This is a genomic window from Streptomyces sp. NBC_01237 (assembly GCF_035917275.1).
In the GTDB taxonomy this organism is placed as follows: domain Bacteria; phylum Actinomycetota; class Actinomycetes; order Streptomycetales; family Streptomycetaceae; genus Streptomyces.
In genome coordinates this window covers 8,031,390-8,057,858 of the sequence record NZ_CP108508.1, presented here as the reverse complement: position 1 = coordinate 8,057,858, position 26,469 = coordinate 8,031,390, and the positions used below count along the sequence as shown (strand labels likewise).

The window sequence follows — 26,469 nt, the reverse complement described above, 5'->3', positions numbered from 1 at the left end:
CCGCCTCGGGCCGGGCACCCGGCCTGAGGCGTTCGCCGCAAGCCCGACAGCCCCTCTCGCCAGCCCTCCTGGCACCCTCAGACACCGGTCCAGGCTAGGGCGCAAATCTGCCCAGAACCTGGGATCGGAAACAGCTACTAAGCGGACCACCTTGTGGTCTGCCACTACCCCTGGGCCCTGATGGGTCACATTTGCTGGTCACGGCTCCCCTGAACAGGGGAGATCCACCAAAATGCACCAGATGTTCCGGCTGCCAGCCGGGCTCTCTGCAGGTTTTTCCGGCGTCGCCGTCACATCCAGCCCCGGCTTTTCACTTGGGCCGGGTGTGGATCATAGTTACGCCCTCGAGACCCGCCGCGTCCTGCCGTGCCGTCTGCTGTCTGTCGGCGGCTGTCTGCGTATCGCCTGGCTGGGCCGGTGAGCGCCGTGGCAGCCAGGGCTGCCACAACCACCCCGCACAAGCGCCGCCGCGGCGGCACCTTGCGTGCCGTACCGGACCAGGCGGGCCCCGTGACGCAGCTGGACCTGGGTAACCCGCTCCAGCTCACGGAGACGATGCGGACCCGCCTGCTGGCCGCGGTCCGGGCCCTGGTGCGGGACCCGGCGCGGACGACGTCGGACGGTGCCCGCCTCGCTGCCGTGGTGCTGACCGCCAAGGCCCGGGTCCGGGACGACTACCGGACGGCCATCACCACCAGGGAGCTCGGCCGGTGGCTGGGGCTGGGGAGATCGCAGGTGGGGCACACCGTGCTGCCGCAGCTCCGGGCCGCAGGTCTCCTCGGGGCGAAACCGTCGACGAGCGACTTCGGGCGGACGACCGGCCTGGAGTGCTGGGTTGTACCGATGTACCGGGCGCAGCACGCGGGGGACCGGCAGCATGTGCTGGCACTGTCGCGTGCCGAGCTCGCGGTGCTGCTGCGCCTCGTCGAGGTGTTGTTCGGACCTGGCTGGACGCACCGGGACGGTTCGGTGACCCCGCCGGGGCTGCTCGCCGGCCGAACCGGCCGTGGTGCCGCGACGGACCGGCTCGGACTGCTGCTGATGGTGCTGAGCACCAGCTCGCAGGGCTGGATGCGGCTGTGCTCGGGGTCGGTCGATACCGAGCGGGGCCGCCCCGCCGTGACGGTCGCAAGGCTGTTGGGCTGCTCGGCGTCGGCCGGGGCGAAGGTGCTTGCGCGGCTGGGGGCGCAGGACGGTCCGGTGCTGGTGGAACGGCTTGGGACCGGTTCGGGTCTGCACGGCCGGTCGCGGGTGCGGATCCGTCCGGTCGCCGAGGCGTACGGACGCTTCGTCATGGAGGCCCGCAAGGCGTCCGCCTCTGTGATTGCAGACCTCCCGGTTACTGCATCCGGAGATCATGAGCCCGCAGAACAGAGCGTGACCCGTGTGATTACTGAGGTGCCCGGTGCGCCGGAGGCCAGGACACCTGGATCTCCAGACCTCGCCGGTAGTGCACACCTTCACTCTCTCCACGCTCCTATGGCTCCCCCCGGTGGGTCTCTCTCGCTCTCTGGTTGCTTTTCCGGCGAAGGCCGTGGGGGTGACCACCGGCTGCCGGACCGCGCGTGCGAGCGCGAGGACCAGGCCGCCGACGGCGATGCCGCATCCCGGCTGACGCTGATCGGCAGCCAAGGTCGCCCGCTGCGCGGGGAGAAGCCGAAGAAGTCCCCGTCGTCAAGCAGCAGGAAGCCCAGCAATCGGCCGGTGGCCTCAACTTCGGCGCGGCCCATGGACGGACCGGGACGGAACAGCCAGCAGCGGGGGAGGGCGGCGGTCCGGCCGTCGGAGAACCTGCGGGCCGTCCTGGATCCGGTCCAGCTGTTGTGGGCGCGCCTGGACCGACAGGCCGCCCGACGGCTGGTCGAGGCCGCGACCCGTAGCGAGCTGGCGCGGATCGTCGGGTTCGCCGGCCGCACCGACGCGCCGAAGGTCCTCACTGCCCGGCTCACCCGGCGTCTGGGCGACCAGATGCGGCTGGGCGGGCCGATCACGGACCCGGTCGGCTGGCTGATCGCCCGGGGCCTGCCCCAGCGTCAGCAGTGCGCCGACATCCGGTGCGACGACGGCGCGCTTCTCGGCTCCGGCCGGGACTGCCCACGCTGCGCGGACCGGCAGGCCGACCGCCATGCCCAGCGTCAAGCGGTCGCGGCCGCCGTCGAGACCGCGATGCCGCACGCCTCCGGGACCGAACGCCGCAAGGCCGCCGAGCAGCGGCTCCACGAGACCGTGACGGCCAGGGGATGGGCCCGCGAGCACGAGCGGGAGCAGGTCCGGGCCCGACGGGCCGCCGCAGGGGACCGCACCGCAGCCGCGGCCGCTGCGAAACCATCGCAGCCCGATGTTGCCCCTTCGGGCGCGCCAACGGTTCCGATCGTGCCGTTCGCGACGCACCCGGCGCCTGTCATTCCGGAAGCCGAAGTCGTCGACGGCGACGGCGACGGCGACGGCGACCAGGAGCTGATCCTCGAAGACCTCACCCGCGAGCAGGTCCTGGACTGGCGTAACCGCGCCGCCGCCGACCACCAGCTCGTCCACGACCACATCGACCGGTACGGCGAGCACTCGGCACAGCGCCTGTTCACCAGGGCATTCGTCGCACAAGTGCAGCGCATCTCCGGCCTTGGGCACCTGAACCTCGGCCACACCACCTGGCGGCAGGCATGAGCGAGGTGTCCGGCGTCGACCTCGCCCGCGTCGCCCTGCGCGCCGCACAGAGCGACGCCCGCCAGCGCGGCAACCGGCCCGCTCGCAAAAACGACGAGAAGCGCCCCCACCGGGCCCGCCGCAGCGGACGCGATCCGCTCGGCCTCGGAGACGCGATCAACGCGTTGGTCGGCGAACGCGGGTGGACGGCCCCGACTGCCGGCGGCGGTGTCTTTGCCGAATGGGAGGCCATCGTGACCGCAGTCGCCCCGGACCTCACCGGGCGCACCCAAGCAGTGCAACTCAACGTCGACACCGGGCAGCTCGACGTCGTTCCCAAAACCGCGGCCGAGGGCACGATGCTCCGGTGGACCGCGCCGAAGCTGATCGCCCGCATCAACCAGTCGGTGCCGGGCTCGAAGGTCCGCACCCTGCACGTCCTGCCGCCCTCCACGCGTGCGGCCGCGCACACCGAGCGAGCCGCAACCGTCGCCCCGGCACCTGCTCCGGCGCCCGAGACTCCGGTACGGACCCGCGAGACCGCCTCGAACGGATACCGGCTCACACTCGCCGCGCACCAGACCAGCCGGCACAACGAGGAAACCGAAATAGACGCCCGCATCCGCGCCGCCGCCGAACGCCAGACCCAGGCCCTTCTCCGCAAGCGAGAACCCGAAGCCGTGCACGTGGAGGCCTACGGCGAGCAGCGGCACGAGCAACGGCAACCGCCCCCGGACCGGCTCGACGCAAGCATCCGGGCTGCGCTCGCCTACAAACACCGCCACAGCAGCCGCAGCTCCGGACAGCCACTCTCCCGAAAACCGTAGACCTTACCGGGGCTTGAGGAACATCGGAACGAAAACCGGCGCTAACCTAAGCCTTGCCTGGTCTTGAGAGGGCTTTGACCTGGGCTTCTGTGGGGGTCGAACCTTCGGCAGTCGTATTGATCGATTGTCTGGAGGTCCGGGGTGCCTGTCGAGTTTTTGACGGATGAGCAGGTAGAGGCGTACGGGACGTTCGCCGAAGAGCCGACGAGGCCCGAGCTGGAGCGGTTCTTCTTCCTGGACGACGTGGACCGGGATCTGATCGCCCTGCGGCGGACGGAGTATCACCGGCTCGGGTTCGCGCTCCAGATGTGCCCGGTTCGGTACGTCGGCCTGTTCCTGGAGGACCCGCTCGCGGTGCCGTGGCCGGTGGTCGAGCACCTGGCCGTGCAGCTCGGCATCGAGGACCCGTCCGTGGTCAAGCGGTACACGGAGCGGCGCCAGACGCTGTACGACCACGCGTGGGAGATCCGGGACGCCTACGGCTACCACCCCTACGAGGACGCCGAATGGGGCCGTCGATTCCGTACGTTCCTGCACGGGCGGGCGTGGACGCACGCTGAGGGCCCGAAGGCGCTGTTCGACCACGCGGTGGGCTGGTTGCGCCGTCACCGGGTCCTGCTGCCTGGGGTGTCGGTGCTGGCCCGGCAGGTGTCGGAGGCGCGGCAGGTCGCGGAGAAGCGCCTGCACGCCACGGTCACGGGCGCCGCCCGCCGCGCTGACCCGGCGCTTCCCGGGGATCTAGTGGCGACGCTGAAGACGCCGGAGGGCTCGCGGTTCTCGGAGCTGGAGCGGCTGCGCCGGCCGCCGACGCGGACGACGGGGACGGCGTTCGCCCGTGCGCTGGAGCGGGTGGACGAGATCGGTGCGTACCGGCTCGGCAGGTTGAGGCTGTCGCAGATCCCGCCGAACCGGATGGCGGCGCTGGCCCGGTACGCGCTGGGGTCGAAGGCGCCGCTGCTGGAGCGGGCGGCGGAGCCGAAGCGCACGGCGATGCTCACTGCGGTGATGCGGCACCAGGAGGCGAAGGCGATCGACGAGGCCCTGGACCTGTTCCAGGTCCTCATGGCCACCCGGCTGCTGAACGCCGCGAAGCGCAAGACGGAGAAGGAGCGGCTGTCGACGCTGCCGCAGCTGGAGAAGGCGTCACGGGTGCTCGCGCGGGCGGCGAAGGTGCTGTTCGAGGAGCTGGAGTTGGTAGAGGAGCACGACGCGGACCTGGACGTGGCCGCCCTGTGGGCAGCCGTGGAGGAAGTGGCCCCGCGCGCCGCCGTGATGAGCGCGGCGGCCACCGTGGTGACCCTGGTGCCCGAGGACGAGAACTCGGCCGAGGTCGCCATGCGGGCCGCGCTCGCGAACCGGTACGCCACGGTGCGTCCGTTCCTCGCGCTGCTGGGCGAGTCGAAGGCGCTGGACGCGGCGAGCGCCGGGAAGCGGGTCCTGGCCGGATTGCGGGGTCTTCCGGCGCTGGCGCGGCGGAAGGTGGGGGTCAAGCCGCTGCTGCCGCGCGAGGTGGACGACAAGCTGGTGCCGCCGGCGTGGCGCAAGGCGGTGTACGCCAACCCGGATCTGCCTCAGGGTGCAGTAGACCGGGACGCGTACGTGGTGTGCGTGCTGGAGCAGCTGCATCGGGCCCTCAACAACCGCGACGTCTTCGCCTCGCCCTCGCACCGCTGGTCCAACCCGCGCGCTCGGCTGCTGGACGGGCCCGACTGGGACGCGGTGGAGGAAGACGTCCTGGCGGCCCTGAGCCTGGACATGCCCGTCACCGAGCATCTGGCGGAGTTGGTGCGCGGCCTGGACGCCGGGTGGAAGCAGCTCGCCGAACGTCTGGAGGAAGCGGGCCCGGCGGCGAAGGTCTCCATCGAGGTCCAGGACGACGGGCGGGTGAAGCTGAACGTCGACAAGCTCGGCGCGCTCGGCGAGCCGAAGTCCCTGACCTGGCTGCGCCAGCGAGTCGAGAAGATGCTCCCGAAGATCGACCTGCCGGACCTGCTGTTCGAGGTGAACGCCTGGACCGGGTTCCTCGACGCCTTCGTCCACCTCGGCGACGGCACCACCCGGATGAAGGACCTGCCCACCTCGGTGGTCGCGCTGCTGGTCTCGGAGGCGTGCAACATCGGCCTGGCCCCGGTGGTCAACCCCGGCTACGAGGCCCTGACCCGGGCCCGGCTCGTGCACGTCGACCAGTACTACCTGCGCGCCGACACCATCGCCGCGGCGAACGCACGGCTCATCGCCGCCCAGGCCGGCATCCCGATCGTGCGCTACTGGGGCGACGGACTGCTCGCCTCCGTGGACGGGCTGCGCTTCCAGGTGCCGGTGCGCACCATCCACGCCGCCCCCTCGCCGAAGTACTTCGGGTTCAAGCGCGGCATCACCTGGCTCAACGCCGTCAACGACCAGGTCGCGGGCATCGGGCAGATGGTCGTGCCCGGCACCCCGCGCGACTCCCTGCACATCCTGGACGCCCTGCTGAACCTGGACGGCGGGGTGAAGCCGGCGATGGTGGCCACCGACAACGCCTCGTACTCCGACATGGTGTTCGGCCTGTTCAAGATCCTCGGCTACAACTTCAGCCCGCGGTTCCGCGACCTGGACGACCAGCGGTTCTGGCGGGCCACGATGCCCGGCGTCGAGACCGGAACGTACGGCGCGGTGGAGGACCTGGCCCGCAACAGGGTGAACCTGAACAAGGTGATCATCCACTGGCCGGACATGCTGAAGGTCGCCGGTTCCCTGGTCACCAACCAGGTCCGCGCCTACGACCTGCTGCGCGTGGTCGACCCGGTGGACGACACCTACCAGCGGCAGATGAACCGGCAGCTCACCGTGCAGGAGTCCCGCCACAAGCTGGCGAGGGACGTGTGCCACGGCAAGCGCGGCACCATCCACCAGGCGTACCGCGACGGGATGGAGGACCAGCTCGGCGCGCTCGGCCTGGTCCTCAACGCCATCGTGCTCTGGACCACGAAGTACATCGACGCCGCCGTCGCCCAGCTCCGCGCCGAGGGCCACGAGATCCGCGACGAGGACATCGCCCGCCTGTCCCCGCTCAAGCACCGCAACCTGAACCTGCTCGGCCGCTACAGCTTCACCGCCAGCGTCCCGGCCGCTGGCGCCCTGCGCCCGTTGCGCGACCCGGACGGGCCGGAGCTGGACGAGGACGACGACGGAAGCGGGCAGGACTAGGCGGGGCCGGAAAGGGTGAGTGCGGGTACGCCTCGGCGATCGCGGCGCGTCCACCCTTCAGCTCGGGCTTCGGCACGTCAAGGGGGCCTCAATAGTCAGTTACGCCTGACTTCCGGTCAAGCATCCACGTATATCTGGCTATCCACCCGGACCGACGTGAGGATGCCTTTTGCGCAGGGCGATGAGCCCCACAATCGCGAGTCGGAAAGGTGTTCCAATGAAGCGTGTGTTAGCAAGTGCGTTCGCTACGCTGGCCCTGGTTGGGGCGAGCGTAGCGACCTCCGCGTCATCCGTGTCGGCGGCTCCTCAAGGCCCGTCCGCGCTGTCGTGCACCAAGGTATTCGATGACGGCAACACTGCGGGCATCAAGTGCACGGGCAGCACCTTCGTAGGTTGGGCCAAGTGTGCGAACGGACGCACCGCCCAGGGTGCAGCCGCAGCATCTGGCACCACCTCGTACGCGTACTGCACCACCTACAACTCACATCTGGCCTCGCCCCGCTCATGGGGTGGAATTCCCTGGTAAGCAGTTGAGATGCTGAGCCTTCGAGGCCACCGAGTGCTTCGACGACTCCGTGCATGACGGTGACGCGGCCGTCCGCCTGTCGTCAAACGATCGTTTGACGACAGGCGGACGGGACGCCCAATGAACCCGTGCAATCAGGGGGTTCGCCGCCGCGCGAATCCAATCAGATCCGATGGTGATTGCTGACAGGGTTTGACGACAGATAGGGTCCGATCCTCCGTACGGAAGGGGCCCCACTGTGGCGAACCTGGTCTACAAGCGGGTCTCGACCGACCAGCAGTCCACCGCCCGACAGGACCTCGTCCTGGCCGAAGCCGGGATCGAGGACCCGGTCGCCTTCGAGGAGGACCCGGGGACCTCCAGCCGCCTCCACCCGCTCCAGCGCCCGAAGTTCCGCGAGCTGCTGACGTACGCGCGGCCGGGCGACACCGTCCACATCTCCGAGATGTTCCGCCTCGTGCGCGGCAACCAGCACATCCTCGACGTGCTGGGTCCTGCACCGCGACCGCCTCGCGCTGCGCATCCACGACGGCGCGTTCTCCGCGATGGACCTCACCGCCCGCCACCCGCGCACCGGAGAGCTGCTGTCCACCGTGAAGTTCATGGTGCAGACCCTCGCCGCCGCCGGCGAACTCCAGCGCGACCTCCAGCGCGAGCTGACCTACGACGGACTGCGCGCCGCCGAGGCCAAGGGCAGCAAGGGCGGACGCCGACCCGCCGTCCCGGCCGCGCAGACCGTCGGCGTACGCACCGCGTACCTGGAGGGCCGGTCCATCTCGGCCCTCGCGCGCGACCACGACGTCAGCCGCGGCGCGATCCGCACAGCCGTCGCCGATCTCCTGCCCGAGCACACGGCTGGCGACCCGGGCGTCCCGGCCCCGGAGCTGCCGGTCGTCCTCGACATGCCCGGCAAGGTCGCCGACTACCTCCGCACCACCGAGCTGGAGCCCGTCGAGCGGGCGGCGCTCGACCAGGGCGTGACCGTACGGCGCGGTCAGGGCTACACCCTGCGCGTCAGCGCCGTCCCCGCCGTGCACCGAGGGCTGCTCGCCCGCTGCCAGCCGCTCGACGGCGTCCAGGGCGCCCCCGCCGTTCCGGCCCAGCGCAAGGCCCGCCGCGAGTACGAGAACCGGGTCAGCACCCTCATGCCCTGACCAAGATCGTTCTCACCGATAACCGCTGTACCAATGTTCCCCAAAGCCGGAGTTGACGCAGATCAAGCGCGAGCGGACCAACCTCCAACACCGGCTCGACGCGGCAGCCACTGTCATCGCCGCACTCCACCACGACAACACAGCCCTCCGCGAAGAACTCGCCGCCCACAGCACGATCGTCGACCTCGACCAACGCCGAACCGCCCGCCCTGACGTCATCGGCCCCTGCTGAGCTCATTCTTCAGGGGTTGGGACGTCCTCGGCGATGAACGTGAAGTTGATGGTCGGGTCGGCCCGAAAGCGGCCGGCCAGGCGACCCTGCATAACACCGAACGCGTGCTGTGCCTCGCGGACGTTGCTGAACCCGTCGGGGTGGTCAGCGCGGCGACGGTCGAACCATTGCTCGACACGCTCCGCGGCGTCCGGCGTGAGGATGTAGCCCTCGGAGGCACTTCTGCGGCGTAGCACCTCGACGAGTTCCTCGGTGGTGTACGAGGGAAACTCCAGACGCTTCGTGAAGCGGGAGGCCATGCTGCTGTTGCTGCGCAAGAACGCGTCCATTTCACGCGGGTAGCCAGCGGCAATCACCACGAGTCGGTCGTTCCAGTACTCCATCTCCCTGACCAAGGTGTCGACAGCCTCATTGCCCGCCAGGGCGTAGGCCTCGTCGATGAAGAGCAACCCGTCGAGGGCCTGATGCACAACTGCGCGGACCTTGGACGCGCTCTGGCCGACGTACTCGGCAACCAATTCAGAGCACGTGACCTCGTGCACGTGGCCCTTGCGTAGCAGCCCCAGGGACTGGAGCCATTCGCCGACATGCCGTGCCACAGTGGTCTTGCCGGTCCCGGGCGGCCCCACGAACACCAGCGCGGGCAGGCTCTCCCCGCGGGCATGGTGGAGCCGAATGCGGTTCTTGAGCTCTGTGAGGGCATCGCGCACCGTGCCGAGGCCGACCATGTCGTCCAACGCAGACACTAGGGTGCCATCTCTGATGAGAGTGTCGGGGTGTTCGGAACTGAGTAGCCGTTCACGATCTGCCAGCACCTGTTTTTGCAGGGTGACGGCCTCGTGCGTCCGCCCCGCCTGCCAGTAAGAGTGGGCGAGGTTGTGGCGGGCGGTGAGAGTGTCAGGGTGCTCAGAACTGAGCAGCCGTTCACGATCGGCCAGCACCTGCTCCAGCAGAACGATGGCCTCCCGCATCCGCCCCGCCTGCCCGTAAGAGACGGCGAGGTTGTGGCGGGCGGTGAGAGTGTCAGGGTGCTCAGAACTGAGCAGCCGTTCACGATCGGCCAGCACCTGCTCCAGCAGAACGATGGCCTCCCGCATCCGCCCCGCCTGCCCGTAAGAGACGGCGAGGTTGTGGCGGGCAGCGAGAGTGTCAGGGTGCTCAGAACTGAGCAGCCGTTCACGATCGGCCAGCACCTGCTCCAGCAGAACGATGGCCTCCCGCATCCGCCCCGCCTGCCCGTAAGAGACGGCGAGGTTGTGGCGGGCAGCGAGAGTGTCAGGGTGCTCGGAACCCAGGGTTTCCACACGCTGTGCGAGCACAGCTGTCCGCAGGGGTATCGCATGACTATCGCGCCCCTGCTGATACAGGTGCTGCGCTGCTGCTTCGTAAGCACGGACGGTGTTGGTGGACGGTGGATTGTGCTCAGGGGTCGAGTCCGCAACCGCCATGAAGTGGGGCAGGACCTGATGCCATTCTGTGGCGGCAGCCCCCGCTGCAGGAGTGGCCTGCTGGATGAGGCGCTCTGCCTCTTCTCTGCCTGGTCCATACGCGCCAGGGGCGCTGGTGCCCCTGTGGCGGAGAACCGTCTGTACGAGACGGTGGACATGAAGGCTCTGCTCGGCGCCGTAGGCGATCATGCTGTAGGCGCGCAGTACGCCTAGAGCCTCGTCGAGGGCGGCTGGTTCCGGGCATAGGGGAGCGAGCAAGGCCCGGGGGATGTCGGCGGGGGCAAACCAAGCAATCGCGCTCAGCACGGTGACCGACTGCGGATTGCGGGCTTCGACAGCGACGAGAGTGTGGTCCCAGATTCGGGCGATGGTGCGTTCGGAGTCGATCCCGCCCGCGTCCGAATCGATGACCTGGCCGAGCAGAGTGCGGTAGTCGGCCGGCGCCATACCGGTCTCGTGGAGGTAGGCGCCCGCCTGCTCCAGTGCCAGGGGCAGGTAGCCCAACTCGGCTGCCAACGCTTCCGCATCCTCTCGCTTCCCTGGTGGGAGCGCGTGCTCGTCTCCGAAAGCGAGGATGCACAACAGCGTGACGGCGGCATCAGGGTCGAGGAGGCCGAGGGGCATAGTAGGAGCGATGCTGTGCCAGCCGGTAGAGATACGGCTGGTTGCCAGGTAATGACCGCCTTGAAGCGTCCCCAGGTAGTGGTTCAGCTTGCGGGGATCCTCGACGTTGTCAAAGATCAGCAGCCACCCGGGATGGATCTGAAGCCACGAGATGGCCCATGCAGCCCGCTCGTCGGTGTCTGCAGTCCCGGCCCACTGCGGGCACAGCCGCATGGCCAGGGCGGCCAGGCTGGAGGGGATGTTGTCAGTTCCGTCTCCGGTCGAAGCTGCGTCGATCCACCACACCAACGTGTACTCGCTGCGATAGCGGTGCGCGTACCGGGCCGCGAGCGTGGATTTACCGATACCGCCCAGTCCGTGGATAGCCCGGGTCCCGGACTCCTGCGTGACCGCCGCCCCACCCTCATCGGTCAGACGTCGCCGCAGTTCAGCGAGTTCATCTTCACGCCCGACGAACACACCTGCGGCAGACCGCGGAAGATTCCCGGTGCCCGGCGGCGCCTCGATCTCCTGGACCCAGCGCACAGCCTCTGGTGGCAGATGCACGATCCGATTGTTGTCTCCGGTGATCGCCACACCGACCGTCCCCGCGGCGACGGACCGGTCACCCGACGCTTGCGGGCCCTTCGACTCAGGCACAGGCGCTCCTGTTAACGCTGGACCGTGTTGTTGTCTCCGGTGATCGCCACACCGACCGTCTTCGCTGCGACAGCCCCCGTACCAGAGGCCGTCACCTGCACCGACTCTCCAGTCGACAAGATCCCAGCCAGCTCAGCCCGCAGGCCGGCGTCATCCCGCAGCGCCCGCTTGATCTGCTGCCGCACCGCACCGACCGCATCGGCGTCTTCCGGCGCTTCTGCCACGTCCTGAACGGCGGCCTCCAACGCGGCCTGCCCCCGCTCGTCCCGCCTGCCCCAGACCGCCTGCAACATGCGTCGACCGGTATTCGCCGTCGCGTCCACTGCAGCGTCCTCGGCCCGCTGGAACACCGCCACCCCGTACGCTCCCACGGCACTCGCCACGTAGGGCCACGCTTGCTCAACCCACTGCGCGATCTCGGCACTCACCCTTATGCCCCCTCGAATCCAGCCGACGTCCTTGGCTCCAGAGCCTGTTCCATCCTCGCAGCTTCGAGAGCACGCTTCAAAAGAAGGCCGCCCGCTGAGCCCGCTGTCACTTCTCTCGGCCGGGGAACACCATCTGCAACTACGTGCCCCAGCTAAAGGGCGGTCGCCTCGCCCGTCAGACCTGCTGGGTACGGAATAAGCCAGCAGGATCGGTGACAGCATTCTTACCGGCACCCCTACCCGTAAGACATTCTCGCGCATACCAGTGTCACGACATTGCGATCGGTAGGGGGGAGTCTTTTTCCTGGGACGCTTGGTGTTCGGCTGCCGACAGCGCGCCCCCGCATCTGCGTCCCCGCTTCCGCCTTGCGCTACGCGTCGTTCTGCCAGCCCCATGCGAGGTGTCCGAGACCAGCGTTGGTGTCTTCGATGGTCTGTCACTCTATCCCTGTGGGGTTCCGTGCCTGGGGTAGGTGCGTGCCGCTGTCCGTGGTGATGTTGTCCTGGTGGGCGTTCTCGGTTTCCTGCGGGGCGTGCTGGGGGAGATCGCCCGGAGAGGTGCCGCTGGGGGAGTGGCTGGTTCGTCGGAGGAGAGGGCAGTTGTGGCTCGGCTGGTCAGCAGGCAGGGCTTGGACGTGGAAGTGGATTTCTACGGCTGGTGTCTGCAGGACGTGGACGACACGGTCGTGCCTGTGCCGTTCCCCGAGGGTTTTGACGGGGAGTCTTTCCTGGCCGCGCATGAGGGCCGTCTTGATTTCAGCAGCGCCGGCCATACCCATACCGCGGCGCTGACCGCCGAGGTCTGGGACGACGAGCCCGCAGAGGCCGGGGCGGAGAACGGCTGGGACGAGGTCGCCGAGGGCGTGATCGTGTGCCGTTCGGGGGAGTTGGCGGTGTGGGCGGTGGCTGGCGGCCCGATGCCGGTGTATGTCCGCCTTTCCGGCCAGGCCGGCCGATGGCGGGTGCGGGCGCACTGTCGGGGACGCGAAGAGGTCCGCCGTCTGGCCCGTGAGGGCGTTCCCGAGGGCGTGGAACGCTATCTGATCCAGTTCTGGCCCACCGAGACCTACTGAGGAAGGGGGGAACTACGGCTCCCCCCTTCCTGTCAGGTGGTCATGAGGTGATTTTGACCAAGAAGCCGTCATCCGGACCGTCGATGATCCGGTTCTTGGTCAGGAAATGGCCAAGTATCCGGCCCGCATCCTGGTTCTGCGTCGCGTCGACCGGCAACACGGAGAAGTTCAGTTTTTCCGAGTGCGGGTCGTATTCTGCCTGCGCGGCACCTTCGTAGGTGGTTGCGAAGGGGTACTCGTCGCAGTCCTTGCCGCCCTTGGTGTAGTCGGCGCCGAAGTACCGGCGGCAGTTGCTGACAGCTCTGGACCGGTTGTCCTTACGGCGTTTCGCATCAAGGTAGAGCCGGTGCAGGGGGGTGTCGACGTTCTGGCCGGGGATCCGCTTGTCGCCGTTCGGCGGCTGTGTTGTCTTCGGCTTGGTGAACGCCTTCTTGATGTGGGCTGCCGCTCCGCGCTCGGGAGCGGTGGCTTTCGTGCTGTACTCGAGTGTCGAGAGGTAGCTGAAGGCGGCGCTGCCCTTGTTCGCCGGTTTGGTGCCGCCGGTCGGGTTGTTGAGGTACTTGGCCGCGTCCCAGCGTGGGGCCAGCAGGAATGGTTTGCCGGTGCTGGGGGCACCGATCCAGCCAGGCACCGCGGACGCGGTGACTACCGGCTGGTACACCGCGAAGACGACATCGGCCGCGCCCGCACCGGTGCCCTGCCCCGGCGCGTAGCGCACCGTATGGGTGAAGTGGGCGGATGGCATAGCCCTCAGTGCGTCGAAGCTCTTGGTGACGGGCAGGCTGCCGCCCTTCGTGTAACGGGCTTTGGACGGCCACGTCTGCGGGATGGTGCCTTCGATCTTGTACATCTCCCGATCGGTCGGAATAGCCCCGACCTTTTTGAACCCGACGACGTCGTAGTCGAACGTCATCGTCCGGTCGGCCTCCTTCGGCACCGTGCCCCGGATGAAGATCTTCGTCTCGCTGGTGCCCACGGGTGCGCCACGTTTGGTCCAGGTGGAGATCATGCGGATGCCCGTGCAGACGGCGAAGCGGGACTTGACGTAGAACTTCCCGCCGTCGGGCCGGTCGATCTGTGCCCGGCACTCGGCAAGTGAGATCGACCGAGCCGGATCGGGATAGGTGACCGCTGCAGGCCCCACTGTCCGAGGGCTTCGGGGTGTCGGTGCTCCAGTGGCCGAGGCTGTCGAGGCGCGCGCTGTATAGCCGGACACCGGGCCGGCAGTCTCCATTGCTGTCGTTCCTTTGCCTGTCAGCGCTGTTCGATGACCCAGCGTCTTGAGTGCCTCGGCGCCGACCAGCCCATCAGGCACGGCGGTCCCGAGAGGCAGGGCATAGGAGATCCGCTCAAATTCGCCCGGGTGGTCCGCGGACGCTGCCGGTGAACTCGCGGCCATAATTACGGTGGTCGCGGCGAACGCCCCGTTCCGTAAGAACCACATGCTCGTACGCATAATGAACCCCCTGTGGTCGTGTGGCCCTCCGAACAGCGGGTCAGGCTGATCCGGACCAAGTCAGGGAGACCCTCGCACCCCATGTGCGAACGGGCGAATGAATTTCAAACACATGGCGGAAACGGGACCCTTCCCCCTGCACTTGAACTCGGTCGCGAACGAACAAAGAAGCATGCCGCCGGATACCCAGGGCACGCGGCCGCTCCCTTTGATCATGTGCCCGTGCCTCGCCCAGGGGCACTGCTCTTCGGATGGTACTTCTGTACGCCCTGGTCCGGAGTGCCCAGGAGGTATCGGGGCTGTGATACGCGGGGTATGAGGGCCGGATCGCATATTCTGACCCTTCCGGGCGTGGTTGCGATCCTCCCCCGCCACGAAATCCGCGCGCCACTTCGGCCGCCGGGCATGACTTCCCACACGGAGTAGGTTGCGATCCTCGCTCACCGCGAGAGGTGAGCGCCACCCTCGGCGACGAAACGAATCTCGGACAGGCGATGTCGTTTGCGACCCTCACTCGCCCTGGGGGACGAGCGCCATTCGATCTCGTCAGTCCAGTGGCTGTTGTAGACGTCGTTGCGATCCTCGCCCGCCCCGAGAGGTGAGCGCCACCTGGGCCGCCACCGCGTTCCACCGCCAGCGCGATGTGTTGCGATCCTCGGTCGCTCCGGAGGGCGAGCGCCACCCGGGAGCGCGGCCACGAGCGCTGCGAGCGGCAGGGAGTTGCGATCCTCGGTCGCCCCGGAGGGCGAGCGCCACTCGCCGAGCCCGGTCTCCCCGCGGTCCAGCCACACGTTGCGATCCTCGCTCGCCCCAAAGGGCGAGCGCCACCGGTGGCTCTCGAATTCGTCTCCGTCTGGCGTGAAGTTGCGATCCTCGCTCGCCCCGAAGGGCGAGCGCCACCGTGGGTGCCCTTCGATGGAGGGTGGCCTGCGAAGACGTTGCGATCCTCGCTCGCCCCGAAGGGCGTGGCGGTCGCCCTCCGGGACGACCGAGGATCGCAACCACGTGGCCGAGATCTCCCGGACCGACGGGAGCCGGTGTGGCGGTCGCCCTCCGGGGCGACCGAGGATCGCAACGGCGCGGAGTGGCAGTCCCGCGCTTTTCCCCGGCTGCGGCTGCCGCAGGCTGACCGGGCCCCAGCGCGCTCTCGCCGAGCGGCTGGCCCGCCGGCCGGGGAGCTGCGGGCCGGGGCCGCCCTAAACGACGGGGACGGCGGGCTGCCGGTGAGTGACGCGGTCGCCCTGGCGGCCGTCCGACTCGGCTTCTCGCCCTCGGGCTGACGGGTACCGGCGGTCTCCTCCCGCCGGCGGGCGGTGTACGGCTGCCGCGGGCGGGAGGAGGATCGGTGCCGCCCCGCGGCCATCGGCCGCCGCGGGGCGGGTGTCCGGGCGTCGGCGGGTCCACCGGCCGGGACGCGACCGCGGACGTCCGGGTGTCCGGGCTGGAGAAGCCCGCGGTCGCACAAGCTCCTTTCCCCGGGCCCGCGCCGCTCTGACACCGTCCGGGCCCTGCCCCACGAACGGGTAACCCGGACCGCCCGGAAGGCGCAGCCCGGGACGCCGGGCCGTGCTGCATGTGGTTGAGCCGAAGTTGGCGTCCCGAGCGTCTCAGTCGGCCACGGGCCGATACACAAGGTGAGGTGGTGAAGTCCAGTGCTGCGACTCGGGGTCCCATACAAGGAAACCGGAGGGGCCACAGGCTACCCAACAGGATCCCGTCCAGTCGATCGCCCCGAACGGCGGGTAGGGGAGGCTGCCATCGATGGCGGCAGGGGGGTCGACACGGCAGAAATCGACTAGCTGTGTCAACCCCTCGACGGGAAGGTCGCCTGTTAGATGCACACGCCATCCATGCTCTGTCTCCAGCGTTATCTCAACCCTGGCCGTCCGCGGCAACACGTCTTCGGATGGGTCGACTTGTTCCTCAGCCTGACGGCGCAGGAAACGCGCCACTGCCCAGCGGGCGCCTTCATCCACCGCACCAGCCAGCCGGTTGCCGAAGTGAGTGGCGAACGCTTGCAGAAAGGGCGCTGCTGCCATTCCGACTGCGACACTCACAAAAGTGTCCGCTTCAATATTCCTAAGTTCAGGTTCCGGCTCTGTACTCATCTCAGCCCCCTTGCCGCAGCGGTGCAATACCCCCCGTAGGGGGCAAGCGTGACATGAACCGCAGTGCTCCATCGCATCAGCTCCGTGCCCGATCCCCACTTTGACGCATCAACAAGGGGCGGCGACTCCGAAGTGAGGATTTCAAAGGCTCACTGGCAAACGAAACGCCCAGCCATAGCCCCGGGCACCAGCGACGACGACCGGTCCGCCTGATCACCCAGCACCTCCCGCCGTCGTACGCGGCCCGCCTCTGCGACGCCCAGGCCGCCGGCGCCACCGATGCGGAGCTCCAAGCCGTCGTCGCCGCCGGCCTCCAGGACCAGTCCAGTACTTCACCGACCGCGGCCGCCGCGCCCCCGGGCTTGCAGGTCGAGTTCACCGACATCGACTGCATCGAAATCCGCTGCCAGTGACCGCACGTTGTCGGAGGCCGGGCTCCTTGGCCTCCCGCAGTACGCGGATCAAGGGATGAGTCGGCGGCGCCACGCTCCGGACGGCGCCCAGCCCGCCGTCGTCGGTATCTGGCCCGGCAACCTTCCGGAGGCCCCGGTGCCCGGTCTGATCTTTCCGGCCAACAGGTCACTTTGCGTCAGCATCCGATAACTGGGCGGCACGGGTGGGAGATCCGGGATACATAAGGGGGGTTGAGCGGCCCGCCCTGTACCGGCCGGGCCCGGATGAAGTCCGACCGGGGGCGGGGACAGACAGAGTGCTGACGATCAATCTGGGGCTGCTGCTCGCCGTCATCGTCGTCTTCCGGCTCCGGCGGCGCACCGAGGCCCGCAGCCGGAGGGACGAGAAGTTCGCGTCGTCATCGTGCTCGCCCTGGGTGTGGTCATCGCCCCGACCCCGGTGGGCGAGGGGATCCTGGAGTTCCTGGGCCAGCTCGTCTCCGGCATCTCCGACTCCGGCCGCTGACGACCGGATCGCCCTGATGGCCACCCGCCGCACACCGCGCCGCCCGGGCCCCGCAACGCCGAAACAGTGAGACGCCTACCTGAAGGAGCCGACCGTGACCGACGACGAGCAGCAGCTCGCCGCCCTCCTCGATGACCTTCCCGGGCATGAGGGCGCCCGGTTCTGGCGCGGGCTCAAGGAAGCCGCGGGTATCTACCGCATTCGCTCGACCATGTCCTCCGCCGTCAGGGAGGCCCAGGACGGCGACTTCGGACCGCTCGCCGCGTTCGTCCTCGACGTGTTCAACCGCGACGCCCAGCTCAAGGACATCACCACCGCCCTCGCCACCCATCTCGGCAGCACCCTGCGCGCCCGGGCCTGGATCACCGACGCCATCGCCACGGCGGACCGGGTCAACCGGACACACACCGGGGATCCCCTCGACGGGCTCAACGGCAAGTGGTGAACACGGTGGCGGGGCCGGCAACAGGAGTCGTCGGACACGGTCACCCGTCAGCCTTCGCTCCCAAGCTCTGCAACGTCTTGAAACCGGTAGGGCCGGGCTCCCCGCCCCTACCGCTGACAGCCTCGCGCGGCAGTGCCATCACTCTGCCTGACGGGCAGGTACTGGATACGGCCGCTGGCCGCTCGGCGCCTGAGTCTGAATGCGTCACGGCGCAGGTGTAGGTGTGTCTTGCGTGCTACAGGAACGGTGGGTCGGGGCCGTGTCTGACCCCCGTCGTCCTATCAGAAGGAAGAGGAATTCACCGTGTACCGCCTACGTCCGGTCGCCAACGGCACCCGTACCGACTACCCGGTCCCTGGCTTGCCGTTCATCAATGACGAGCGTCTGCCCCTGAGTAATCCGGACGCGATCGAACGAACCGGACGCAATCAGGGCAAAGGGCTCTGGGGTCGTACCGATCCGACCGCGGCCGGAGGATGGGTCGCGTTCACCACCGAGCCCAAGAACCCCGCCTACGCCTGGGCTGTGCACCACCACCCGGACTACGGGCGCACCGTCCTGCTCATCCGGGATGGAGACCAGGGCGATCTGCACCACTACTGGAAATACGACCACGACGGCTTCCTTCACCGCAGCGGCGGCTACTGGTGGAACGGAAAGCGCTGGTACCGGCCGAGCCAGGTGTGGGACTCGGCTTTCGAGCACTACGACCTCAGGCCCGTAGACGAGCCCACCACTGTCACTGCCGCGGACCTGCTCAGCAGCTCCGGCAAACCCGAGAACGGCAGGGTCGAGAAGATCGCCAGCTTCACCGGGGCCGGGAACCCCCTGCCTGGCTGGGAGGACCACCTGGCGCTGTGGGCGCAGCTGCGAGCCTCGCAGCCCGGAGCGCGGCCCCTTGAGGACTGCGTCGTCGACCTGCGGACGCCGGAGCTGGAAAGGGCGAAACTGATCGGCAGGACGGGGCTGGCCGAGGCCGCGGGCATCAGCGTGGAGGACCTGCCGGACCCCAGGTACGGTCGCGGCGACCTGCCCGTACCGCAGCACGAGAATGCTGAAGACGGTATGTGGTGGTCGGTGCCGGTGGCACAGGACTGGGCCGAGCACTACCGCCGGAAAAACGGGCCCGAAGCCCTGCTGTCGGCATCCACCGTCTACGGCTCCACCCAGCCCGTCGGCCTCGTCGCCGACCATGACCGGCTGCGCAGGATGTTCCACGACGACCTGACCAGCCGGCGCCAGAAGGGGAAGAAACCTCTACGGCCCTACATGGAGGGGGAATCGGCACAGGAAGCCGCCGACGCTCTCGCATGGGGTGCCGCAGCCAGCTTCATGTACGGCCATGACCAGGGGTTCGTCCCCCACGGGATTCTTCGCGATGTACTGGTCGCGGCCATCCTCCGCAGTCTCATGGAAGACGTCGAGGACGGGGTCGGCTACGGCAAGAAGGTGGAGGACCTCTTCCTCGGTGACCTCCCTCTCAGCACGGTCAAGCTCCTCTCCTGGTACATCCAGCGCCAGCCCGGCTCCACGGCGGGCATCTTCGGGGAAGTGTGCCTCAGCGCGCGTACACGCCTCGGGCTGCGGCCTCTCCAAGTCGGGCGGCTGCTGCGCCGGTCGCTCCGCTTCGACAGCAGCCTCGACGTCGAGATGATCGACGCCTTGCTGGCCATGACTCTGCCTCCCTCGGCGAAGGATCCCAACCGGCAGTAGACCGCCGGGACCTGCCGCCGCTGCTCTCGTTCCATCGAGAGCGGCGGCGGTCGTTCGTTTGGTCGGTCACGGCGGGCGGTTTCCCTGTGTGCCGGTCCCTGGAGGCCGTGCCGTGTTCCTGTTGCCAGGACGTCTGCGTCACCGGGAGCGGTGGCATATGCGCCGTCGCGCCATGTGGGCAGGTGAGGGGAAGTCAGGCCGTGAAGTGGGCGATGTGTCGGGCTTGTGGTGGGCCTGTGCCAAGCATGAGCTGCTGCAGCCACACCTATATCGGACGCCTGACCCATACGGCGAGCGGCAGTCAGCGTCTACTGGCACCATACGGTTAACTCCAGCCATTTCCCCTGATACCACCCCCGCTACTGGTGGTGGCCGCTACTATCCGCAGTTTCTGGATCCGGGGGAAAGGGCGGGATGTGTTCCGGTTACAGGCGTGGCAGCGGTTCCTGGCAGTGACGGTGTGGGACTTCTTTGAGCCGGACAGCACCATGGTCTACCGCAGGGCTGTCTCCAATGTCCTGGCCGAGCCGGCTATGGCACAGCTCCTGGGCAAACGCCCGGGCGTGGACCGCGCAAACGTCGAGGCCGCCCTCCGTGACCCCCACTACGTTGATTTTGCGACCAGCCAGTGCGCGCCGGGCCCGCGGGCCGCGTTCGAGACAGCGTCCGAGGACCTGGAGGAGATTGCCGACAAGCACCGTCAGGTGGCGGCCGAGTCCGAGTGGAACTGGCTGGCGGTCTGCCTGCTGATCGCAGCGGCCATCGTCACCGCCTTCATCCTCGGCGGCGTGTTTTCGGTCCTGGGCCTGTTGGCCGCCGCCGTAGCCGCCGCCACCATCTTCTACTTCCGGGGGACCGCGGTCTGGTTCAACCTCCGCCTCAGCCTCCTCGCCGCTGGCTACGGCGTCGCCTGGCTGGCCCAGCGTGTGGAACTGGGAACCGTCGCTGTCCGGTGGGGTGAGGCTCTGCGCGACGACGGAGCCCGCCTCCTGGTGCAGCCCCTCGTCCGCCACATGCTCGGCCCCGACCCCGACTCCGTGTTCATGCCGGACGGCCACGACGGGCTGCGCACCCCCCGGGCCCGCGCCTACCTCGTCGACACCAAGGCATCCGGCCATCTCAAACGCAAGCTCTCTCACCTGGAAGACGGCACGATCGCGGTATGCGGCCCGCGTGGCGCCGGCAAGACCACACTCCTGGAACAGCAGGTCGACACCGCCGGCTTCGGTGTCCTGGCCCAGGCTCCCGCCACCTATACCCCTCACGAGTTCCTGCTCACTCTGTCGGTCCGTCTGTGCCGCACCTACATGGCCAAGCATGGGGCCGAGCCACCCGAGTTCACCCGGCTCTCCCCCTTCGGCCGCCTCCTCAAGCGAATGTGGAAGCGAGCCGGACGCCTCGGCCGCTGGGGGTCCTACGCGCTACCCGCCACAGCACTGTTGATCCTCTCGTTCTCCAGCCCGGTCCGCGCCCTCTACACCCGCTACGCCGAAGTCCTCACCCAGTTCGCCGTCCGGCAGGCTCACAGGGCCGCGGACCTGGCCCTCGATATCTGGCACGGCCAGGCCGTCGCCGCCAGCGTCATCGCCGTCTTCGTTGCCCTCGGCCTGTGGAACTCCCGGAAGACCTCTTGGATCCCACGCCTCCTGCGCCGCGTCACGACAAGAGGCTGCCTGATCCTCGGATTAGTCCTGATCGGTGGAAGCCTCTTGAGCGTCCTCGTCGACTATGGCGACGTCTCTGTCCACTTTTCCCTCAGACCTCTGGGCCTGACCACGGACCCGGGCCCCTGGCCGCTGGACAAGGAGCCCCCCTGGGATGCACTGATCCGCGCCGGCCTGGTGTTCGCGGTGTGGGTCCTTTTCGCCAGGGCCCGCGACTCCGGCATCGAGTTTCCACTCGGCAGCCGTCACATCCACCTGCGGAGGATCTTCACCCCGCTGACCACCCTGGCCGGCGCCTGCACACTGCTCTACCTCGCCCAGGACCCCGACACCTACCGCCTCATCGCCGACGAGGAAAACCCCCTCCGCCTCGCGGCCTTCAATGCCGGCATCCTCCTTATGCGCGTCGACGACTGGGAGCCCCGGTCCCGCGAGCCCGAACTCGTCTCGCGCTGCCGCGACTACCTCTTCCGCCTCCAGACCGTCCAATCGTCAGGCAGCACCTTGACCACAGGGATTTCCCAGCTCCTGAGCCTCGGCACCACCCACAACACCTCCCTGTCCACCGTCCCCCCGAACTTCCCCGAACTTGTCGAAGACTTCCGCGCCCTCCTGCGTCTCATCGCCCACGAATATGCCGAAAAGGGCAAAACCGTGATCATCGCCATCGACGAACTCGACCGCCTCGGCTCCGACACCAACGCCCTCGCCTTCCTCAGCGAGATCAAAGCCATCCTCGGCATCCCTCACGTCCACTACCTGATCTCCGTCGCCGAGGACGTCGGGGCCGCCTTCGTCCGCCGCGGCCTCCCCCACCGCGACGTCACCGACAGCTCCCTCGACGACATCGTCCACGTCCAGCCCAGCACCCTCGCCGAATCCCGCACCGTCCTCGCCGAACGCTCGGCCCTCCCCACCCCCTACACCCTCCTCGCCCACACCCTCTCCGGCGGCATCCTCCGCGACCTGCTCCGCTACGCCCTCCAGATCCGCGAAATGCAGGAAAGATCCCGCTCCCACGAACTCGCCGAGATCTCCCGCCACCTCATCCTCGAAGAGCTCTCCGAAACCCTCGCCGGCTTCCGCACGCTCCTGAGCAAGCGCCAGTGGACCCCCGACACCGAAGGCACCCTCAGCGCCTTCCGCACCCTCGGCGGCCACCTCCGCGTCCCCTGCCCGTGCAATCTCCGCACCCTCGCCCATGGACTCGAACAACTCGCCTACCACCCCCTCACCGGTCACCGCCCAGGCTCGGACACCTCCGACACTCTCAGCGAAGACGCACACCAGCTCATTGCCGAAGCCTCCGCCTACGCCTACTTCTCCCTCACCCTCCTCGACATCTTCAGCACCACCGGCTTCGACGAACGCCTCAAGCAAGCCCAGGCCCAAGGCTTCCCCGGAGAACCCGAACGCCTCGCCGAAGCCCGCCAGGAACTCGGTATCTCCCCCTACAGCGCCCGCACCCTCATCACCGACATCCGAAAAGCCTGGTCACTGGCCCTCAGCCCCGAACCCAGCGGACCCATCCCCCCGCAACGCTCCGCGCGCTGCGCGATCCACCCCGCCATCTGACCGGCCCTGCGGTCCTGTTGCGGTGGTGGTTCGGTATCTGTACCGACCGGCACCGCCTGGATCAAGATCCGCAGGCGTCCGCTCGTTCGAGGTCATCGTCGGGGGCTGGGCGCAGGACCGCGCTTGCCTCCTAGAAGGCGCTGGCATTGCCGACCCCGGGAACCGTCCTGGACGACCCACCGTGGGGGGAATGGCGCAGCGGTCATGCCCGCGGGTTCAGCGCTGCCTGATTCCTGTGGGGTTCGGGGTGCTTCCGCTCGGCTTCGAAAGCCCGGTTCCCGGATGGGGCAGAGCCGGGGGTGGGGCGGTGAGCCGCCGCGTCCGTAGGCGCCGGCTCACCGGGGTGCGCCGGTGAGCCAAACACCGGTGCGGTAGTCCCTGCTCGACTGCGGTTGGAGCCGGTAGCGGCACAGGGTGCACGAATCGTTCCAGCGGAACACATCTGACGCAAGTGAAAGTGTGGCAGCGCTGCATGAACATCGGGCGAGATGAAAAACGGAATCCGTGACACCGGAACGGTGCCGGGAAAACCGGCAGGTCGCGTATCGGGTGATTACTGATAGCTGCCGCCTTGGCCTGAGCTTTGGGTGCGAAGACGCGATCGCTGCCCGAAAGGATTACGGCCCTGCCGTAGCTTGCCTCCGGCAAGGCAATGGGACGAACTTCCACGCGTGAGACAGGAGTGAACTTTGTGCCCCTGAACCGGCCTGAATGATCTTCACACAGTGGCACGATGCTCTCACGTGACGTGGCGAGCCAAACGCCCGTACGGATCAAGCCGGTTGGAGCCGGACGCTCTCGTGTTCCGAGAGCGCCTCGTTGGCCGCCCCTGGTGGCAGGCACAGAAAGCGGAGCACCATGTCCTTCATTCGCACTACCCCTCGTCAGCGTCGCCTCGGAGCAGCCGGCGCCGCCGTCATCATCGTGATCGTGGTGGTGGCCGCCATCCTGACCGCGACCACCCCCGGCGGCGCGCCGGCTCAGCCCGCCGGTGTCCTCGGTCTGCTCGCCGCTTCGTCCTTCACCGGCGTGGTCGTGGTCCGTCTCGCCGCTACCGGACTCGTCGATCCCCTGCTCACCCTGATGGCACGCATCCTTGCGTCCGCGCACCCGCAGACCTGAGGATCCGGCTCCATGACGCCCCGGAAGGGCCGGCCACCGGGACCGGTGGCCAACGCCGGCAACGACATAGGCGAGCTGGCGGAGTACCTGCGATCGGCCCGCCTCAAGAAGGAGCTGACACGCGAGCAGCTCGCAAGCAAGCTCGGATGTTCCATCACGACGGTCCAGCGAGCAGAGGGAGGGAAGACCCCTCCCGCACGGGACACCGTCCACGGATACGTCCGTGTCTGCGTCCTAGACCACACCCGAGCCGAAGCCCTGTTCAACAAGGCCACGAACTTCCGCCGCGGCCGCACACGACCCAACTACACGCAGGCTCCCAGGCCCGACCTGGTGCGCACCGCCGATGAACTCGGCGCCGCACTCGCCCGGGCCTGGGAGCGCAACGGCCGCCCCTCCACACGGGAGATGGAGAAACGCGCGGACCGCCGTTACCCGGAGACGAGGGCTTCTCTCTCACGCAGTACCGCGGAGAGGATCTCGCGGCGTAAGTCGCTGCCGGGTTCGGAGCGGACGCTGAAGGCGTATCTGATCGCGTGCGAGGTCCTGGACACGCAGTTCCTCATGTGGACGCAGGCATGGAGACGCGTGCACGAGAGGCGCCTGGCCGCGCGGGAGAGGGACCGCAGAGCGGCCAGGAGGGCGATACGGAGGCAGGCACCCGAGGCCAAGGCCCGCATGCGGGAGGCTGGCCTCATCGCGCTCGACAAGTTTCCCGGGCCGGTGGCCCCGTGGTCCGCCCGGCACATTCCGTGTGACACGGTCAGCCGATTCCGACTCCGGTCGGTACTTCAGGGCACCGCTCAATGCCCCGTCTGCCACGAGCTGGTCGCCGCCGGGGGCAGGGAAGACAGGAAGTGAGAACCGGCGACCCCAGCCGCAGCGGCCCGCGACGTACCGGGCCGCCGCGGGAGCTCCGGGCCCCGCACTCGGTCGGGTGATCACTCCGGAACCGCGGAAATCGCCCGGCCCGTGCGACGTGATGCCGTACACGGACCCGATCAACGAGAGGCACGTGAAGGAGCCGGGGCTGGTCGTCATCGACATGGCGGCCACCCATGACGTGACGGCGCTCGCCCCCAAGGCTTGTCCCGCAATTGATCTCTGGAGCATGGTCGGCTGCTTCGCAGAGACGGGACTGAGCCTGTTAGCTTGTTTTTTAACCGTTTCGTCGGGGTTTGGTGCCGACCTTGTGGTGGGCGGGACGGGTGTATGCCTGGCCAGTGATGAGGACTCTGCCCACGTCGTGGCAGGTAGCGGGGCGTCGGTTCTTTGAGCCGGGCGGGCGTCCGGGGCCGGGGCGGGTGGGTTTCGGTGCACGGGCTGGAGAACCCGTTGTCGTGCGGAGGTTCCTGAACCCGCGTCGGACCCGTGCGGGGGTGAGCTTGCTCGGCGGGGCAGGCTTTTCCCACGGCCGACGGAGATCCGTGGCCAGCGGGCGGGCGAGCCGGAGCTGAGTGTGGGCGACGATCACCAGCCAGGTCCAGCGGTCCGCCGCGGCCGAAGTGCGAAGCCGTGGTCTGGTCCAACCGAGGGTCTGCTTCAGCATGCGGAAGGTGTGTTCGAGGTCGAAGCGGCGGAGAAAGGACTGCCAGCAGCGGTCGACGTCTGCTGTGGTGGCACCGGTGCCCGACCACCACAACCAGACCGGCTTGTTGGCTCCGCCGGAGGGCAGGCGCTCGACAACCAGGCGGATGACGGAGCCCTCGATAAGGGGTAGCGGCCCGTCGTGATCGAGCCAGGCGGCCCGCCGGGTCAGCCTGGGGTGCAGCCGGTCCCACGCTTGCGCGGTCGCCTTCCCATAGAGGCGAGTGTCGGTGACCGTGATGGCCTGCTCGGTTCCCCAGGTGACGGCATCGCCAAAGACGAACTTGCCGCCGTGTTTGGGCGGTCGGCCGCCCTTGGGATCGTAAACCCGCGGCGGTGTCGGACGGCGCATCACACGATCGGAACGGAGCCGACCAAGGATCTGCACCGGCAGGCCAGCCAAGAGGTGGGCGATGCGCGGGGCGTCGTATCCAGAGTCCAACACAACCAGGATCTGTGGGTCGCCCTCCGCCCACTGCCCGGCTTCTATCAGACGCTCGACCACCTCGCGGATCTGCGCGGTGGTGAGCGCGGCGAGGTCTGCTCCAGGCTGTAGACGAACCGCGTCCAGGAGCGCAGTCCAGGAGGTACGGCCGGTTTCCAGCGCGGCCACGATCGAGTACGGCCAGCCGGGCATCATCTGATGCTTGGCCTCGCCACGGCCGTAGGTATGGCAGAACGAGCGGTCGGGCACCGTGGCAGCGTCGGGCCGCAGCCACGGCGAGACGTCCACTGCCAGGACCAGACGGCCGTCTGCCGCCTTTGGCAGCGGCAGCCCTGCCAGCGTCCGACGCAGTCGGTCCAGGTCGATCCGGCCTTGGTTCAACCCGGCGTAGAGAGATCCATGCCCACGGCGGTGTTCCGGCGCGAGAGCCAGCTCGACCAGTGACCGCACGGGCCGGTCCGTGCAGAGCACGGCGTCCGTCAGCTCGAACAGAGCATCGGCGCGGGTGGTCAGGCAGCCGTAGAGGTCGGCCCGGAACTGGGATAAGACGGTCAAGGACTCGGCGTACAGCGAACTAACCCTCGTGGCCATGGCGTGATCAACAGCGTCTCTACAACGCACATGATCACATTCTGGCCGAACCACCGTCACAC

Annotated in this window: 16 protein-coding genes and 2 pseudogenes; 14 read left to right on the top strand and 4 right to left on the bottom strand. The window is 68.3% G+C overall.

The window, feature by feature from the left end:
• The first annotated feature begins 426 nt into the window (after positions 1-426).
• From OG251_RS35510 to OG251_RS35485, 6 genes and pseudogenes are all read left to right on the top strand, one after another.
• Entirely contained in the window at positions 427-2,664 is a 2,238-nt protein-coding gene (locus OG251_RS35510) for a hypothetical protein (RefSeq protein ID WP_326680945.1), read from the top strand.
• Positions 2,661-3,470: a DciA family protein gene (locus OG251_RS35505; RefSeq protein ID WP_326680944.1), complete on the top strand. Its 810-nt coding sequence runs from the start codon at positions 2,661-2,663 to the stop codon at positions 3,468-3,470. Before OG251_RS35510 ends, OG251_RS35505 begins: the two co-directional genes overlap by 4 nt.
• A 141-nt stretch (positions 3,471-3,611) precedes the next feature.
• A complete protein-coding gene (locus OG251_RS35500) occupies positions 3,612-6,659 on the top strand; it encodes a Tn3 family transposase (RefSeq protein WP_326680943.1) in 3,048 nt (1,015 codons plus the stop codon).
• A 764-nt stretch (positions 6,660-7,423) separates the two neighbouring features.
• Positions 7,424-7,612: pseudogene (locus OG251_RS35495) on the top strand (recombinase family protein); the annotation flags it as partial.
• A gap of 118 nt (positions 7,613-7,730) precedes the next feature.
• Positions 7,731-8,339, top strand: a complete 609-nt coding sequence (locus OG251_RS35490) for a hypothetical protein (RefSeq protein ID WP_326680942.1) — start codon at positions 7,731-7,733, stop codon at positions 8,337-8,339.
• A 52-nt stretch (positions 8,340-8,391) separates the two neighbouring features.
• Positions 8,392-8,571 (top strand): hypothetical protein, encoded by a 180-nt coding sequence (locus OG251_RS35485; protein WP_326680941.1) that lies wholly within the window; start codon positions 8,392-8,394, stop codon positions 8,569-8,571.
• A gap of 2 nt (positions 8,572-8,573) precedes the next feature.
• On the opposite strand, the gene OG251_RS35480 is transcribed toward OG251_RS35485, so the two are convergent.
• Positions 8,574-11,219 (bottom strand): tetratricopeptide repeat protein, encoded by a 2,646-nt coding sequence (locus OG251_RS35480; RefSeq protein ID WP_326680940.1) that lies wholly within the window; start codon positions 11,217-11,219, stop codon positions 8,574-8,576.
• A gap of 74 nt (positions 11,220-11,293) precedes the next feature.
• Positions 11,294-11,710 carry a hypothetical protein gene (locus OG251_RS35475; protein ID WP_326680939.1) on the bottom strand — a complete coding sequence of 139 codons (417 nt, stop codon included), beginning with the start codon at positions 11,708-11,710 and terminating at the stop codon, positions 11,294-11,296.
• A gap of 602 nt (positions 11,711-12,312) precedes the next feature.
• On the opposite strand from OG251_RS35475, the gene OG251_RS35470 reads away from it, so the two are divergent.
• Complete coding sequence (locus OG251_RS35470) at positions 12,313-12,783, top strand: hypothetical protein (RefSeq protein WP_326680938.1); 471 nt, start codon at positions 12,313-12,315, stop codon at positions 12,781-12,783.
• 40 nt (positions 12,784-12,823) lie between these two features.
• Here the strand turns inward: OG251_RS35470 and OG251_RS35465 are convergent, their stop codons facing one another.
• The gene (locus OG251_RS35465; RefSeq protein ID WP_326680937.1) at positions 12,824-14,239 is read right to left on the bottom strand and encodes a NucA/NucB deoxyribonuclease domain-containing protein; all 1,416 of its coding nucleotides are present in this window, start codon (positions 14,237-14,239) and stop codon (positions 12,824-12,826) included.
• Positions 14,240-17,056: 2,817 nt separating this feature from the next.
• On the opposite strand from OG251_RS35465, the pseudogene OG251_RS35460 reads away from it, so the two are divergent.
• From OG251_RS35460 to OG251_RS35430, 7 genes and pseudogenes are all read left to right on the top strand, one after another.
• A pseudogene (locus OG251_RS35460) lies at positions 17,057-17,265 on the top strand (hypothetical protein).
• A 94-nt stretch (positions 17,266-17,359) separates the two neighbouring features.
• Positions 17,360-17,710: a hypothetical protein gene (locus OG251_RS35455; RefSeq protein ID WP_326680936.1), complete on the top strand. Its 351-nt coding sequence runs from the start codon at positions 17,360-17,362 to the stop codon at positions 17,708-17,710.
• Between the two features lie 303 nt (positions 17,711-18,013).
• Positions 18,014-19,423: a hypothetical protein gene (locus OG251_RS35450; protein ID WP_326680935.1), complete on the top strand. Its 1,410-nt coding sequence runs from the start codon at positions 18,014-18,016 to the stop codon at positions 19,421-19,423.
• A 416-nt stretch (positions 19,424-19,839) separates the two neighbouring features.
• Entirely contained in the window at positions 19,840-22,662 is a 2,823-nt protein-coding gene (locus OG251_RS35445) for a hypothetical protein (RefSeq protein ID WP_326680934.1), read from the top strand.
• An 858-nt stretch (positions 22,663-23,520) separates the two neighbouring features.
• On the top strand, positions 23,521-23,784 hold the full coding sequence (locus OG251_RS35440) for a hypothetical protein (protein ID WP_326680933.1): 264 nt from the start codon (positions 23,521-23,523) through the stop codon (positions 23,782-23,784).
• Between the two features lie 12 nt (positions 23,785-23,796).
• Positions 23,797-24,645: a helix-turn-helix domain-containing protein gene (locus OG251_RS35435; RefSeq protein ID WP_326680932.1), complete on the top strand. Its 849-nt coding sequence runs from the start codon at positions 23,797-23,799 to the stop codon at positions 24,643-24,645.
• A gap of 121 nt (positions 24,646-24,766) precedes the next feature.
• Positions 24,767-25,060 carry a DUF6207 family protein gene (locus tag OG251_RS35430; RefSeq protein ID WP_326681530.1) on the top strand — a complete coding sequence of 98 codons (294 nt, stop codon included), beginning with the start codon at positions 24,767-24,769 and terminating at the stop codon, positions 25,058-25,060.
• Here OG251_RS35430 and OG251_RS35425 read toward each other — a convergent pair.
• Complete coding sequence (locus OG251_RS35425; protein WP_326680931.1) at positions 24,944-26,407, bottom strand: NF041680 family putative transposase; 1,464 nt, start codon at positions 26,405-26,407, stop codon at positions 24,944-24,946. The two genes, OG251_RS35430 and OG251_RS35425, sit on opposite strands and share 117 nt — an antisense overlap.
• Positions 26,408-26,469: the final 62 nt, after the last annotated feature.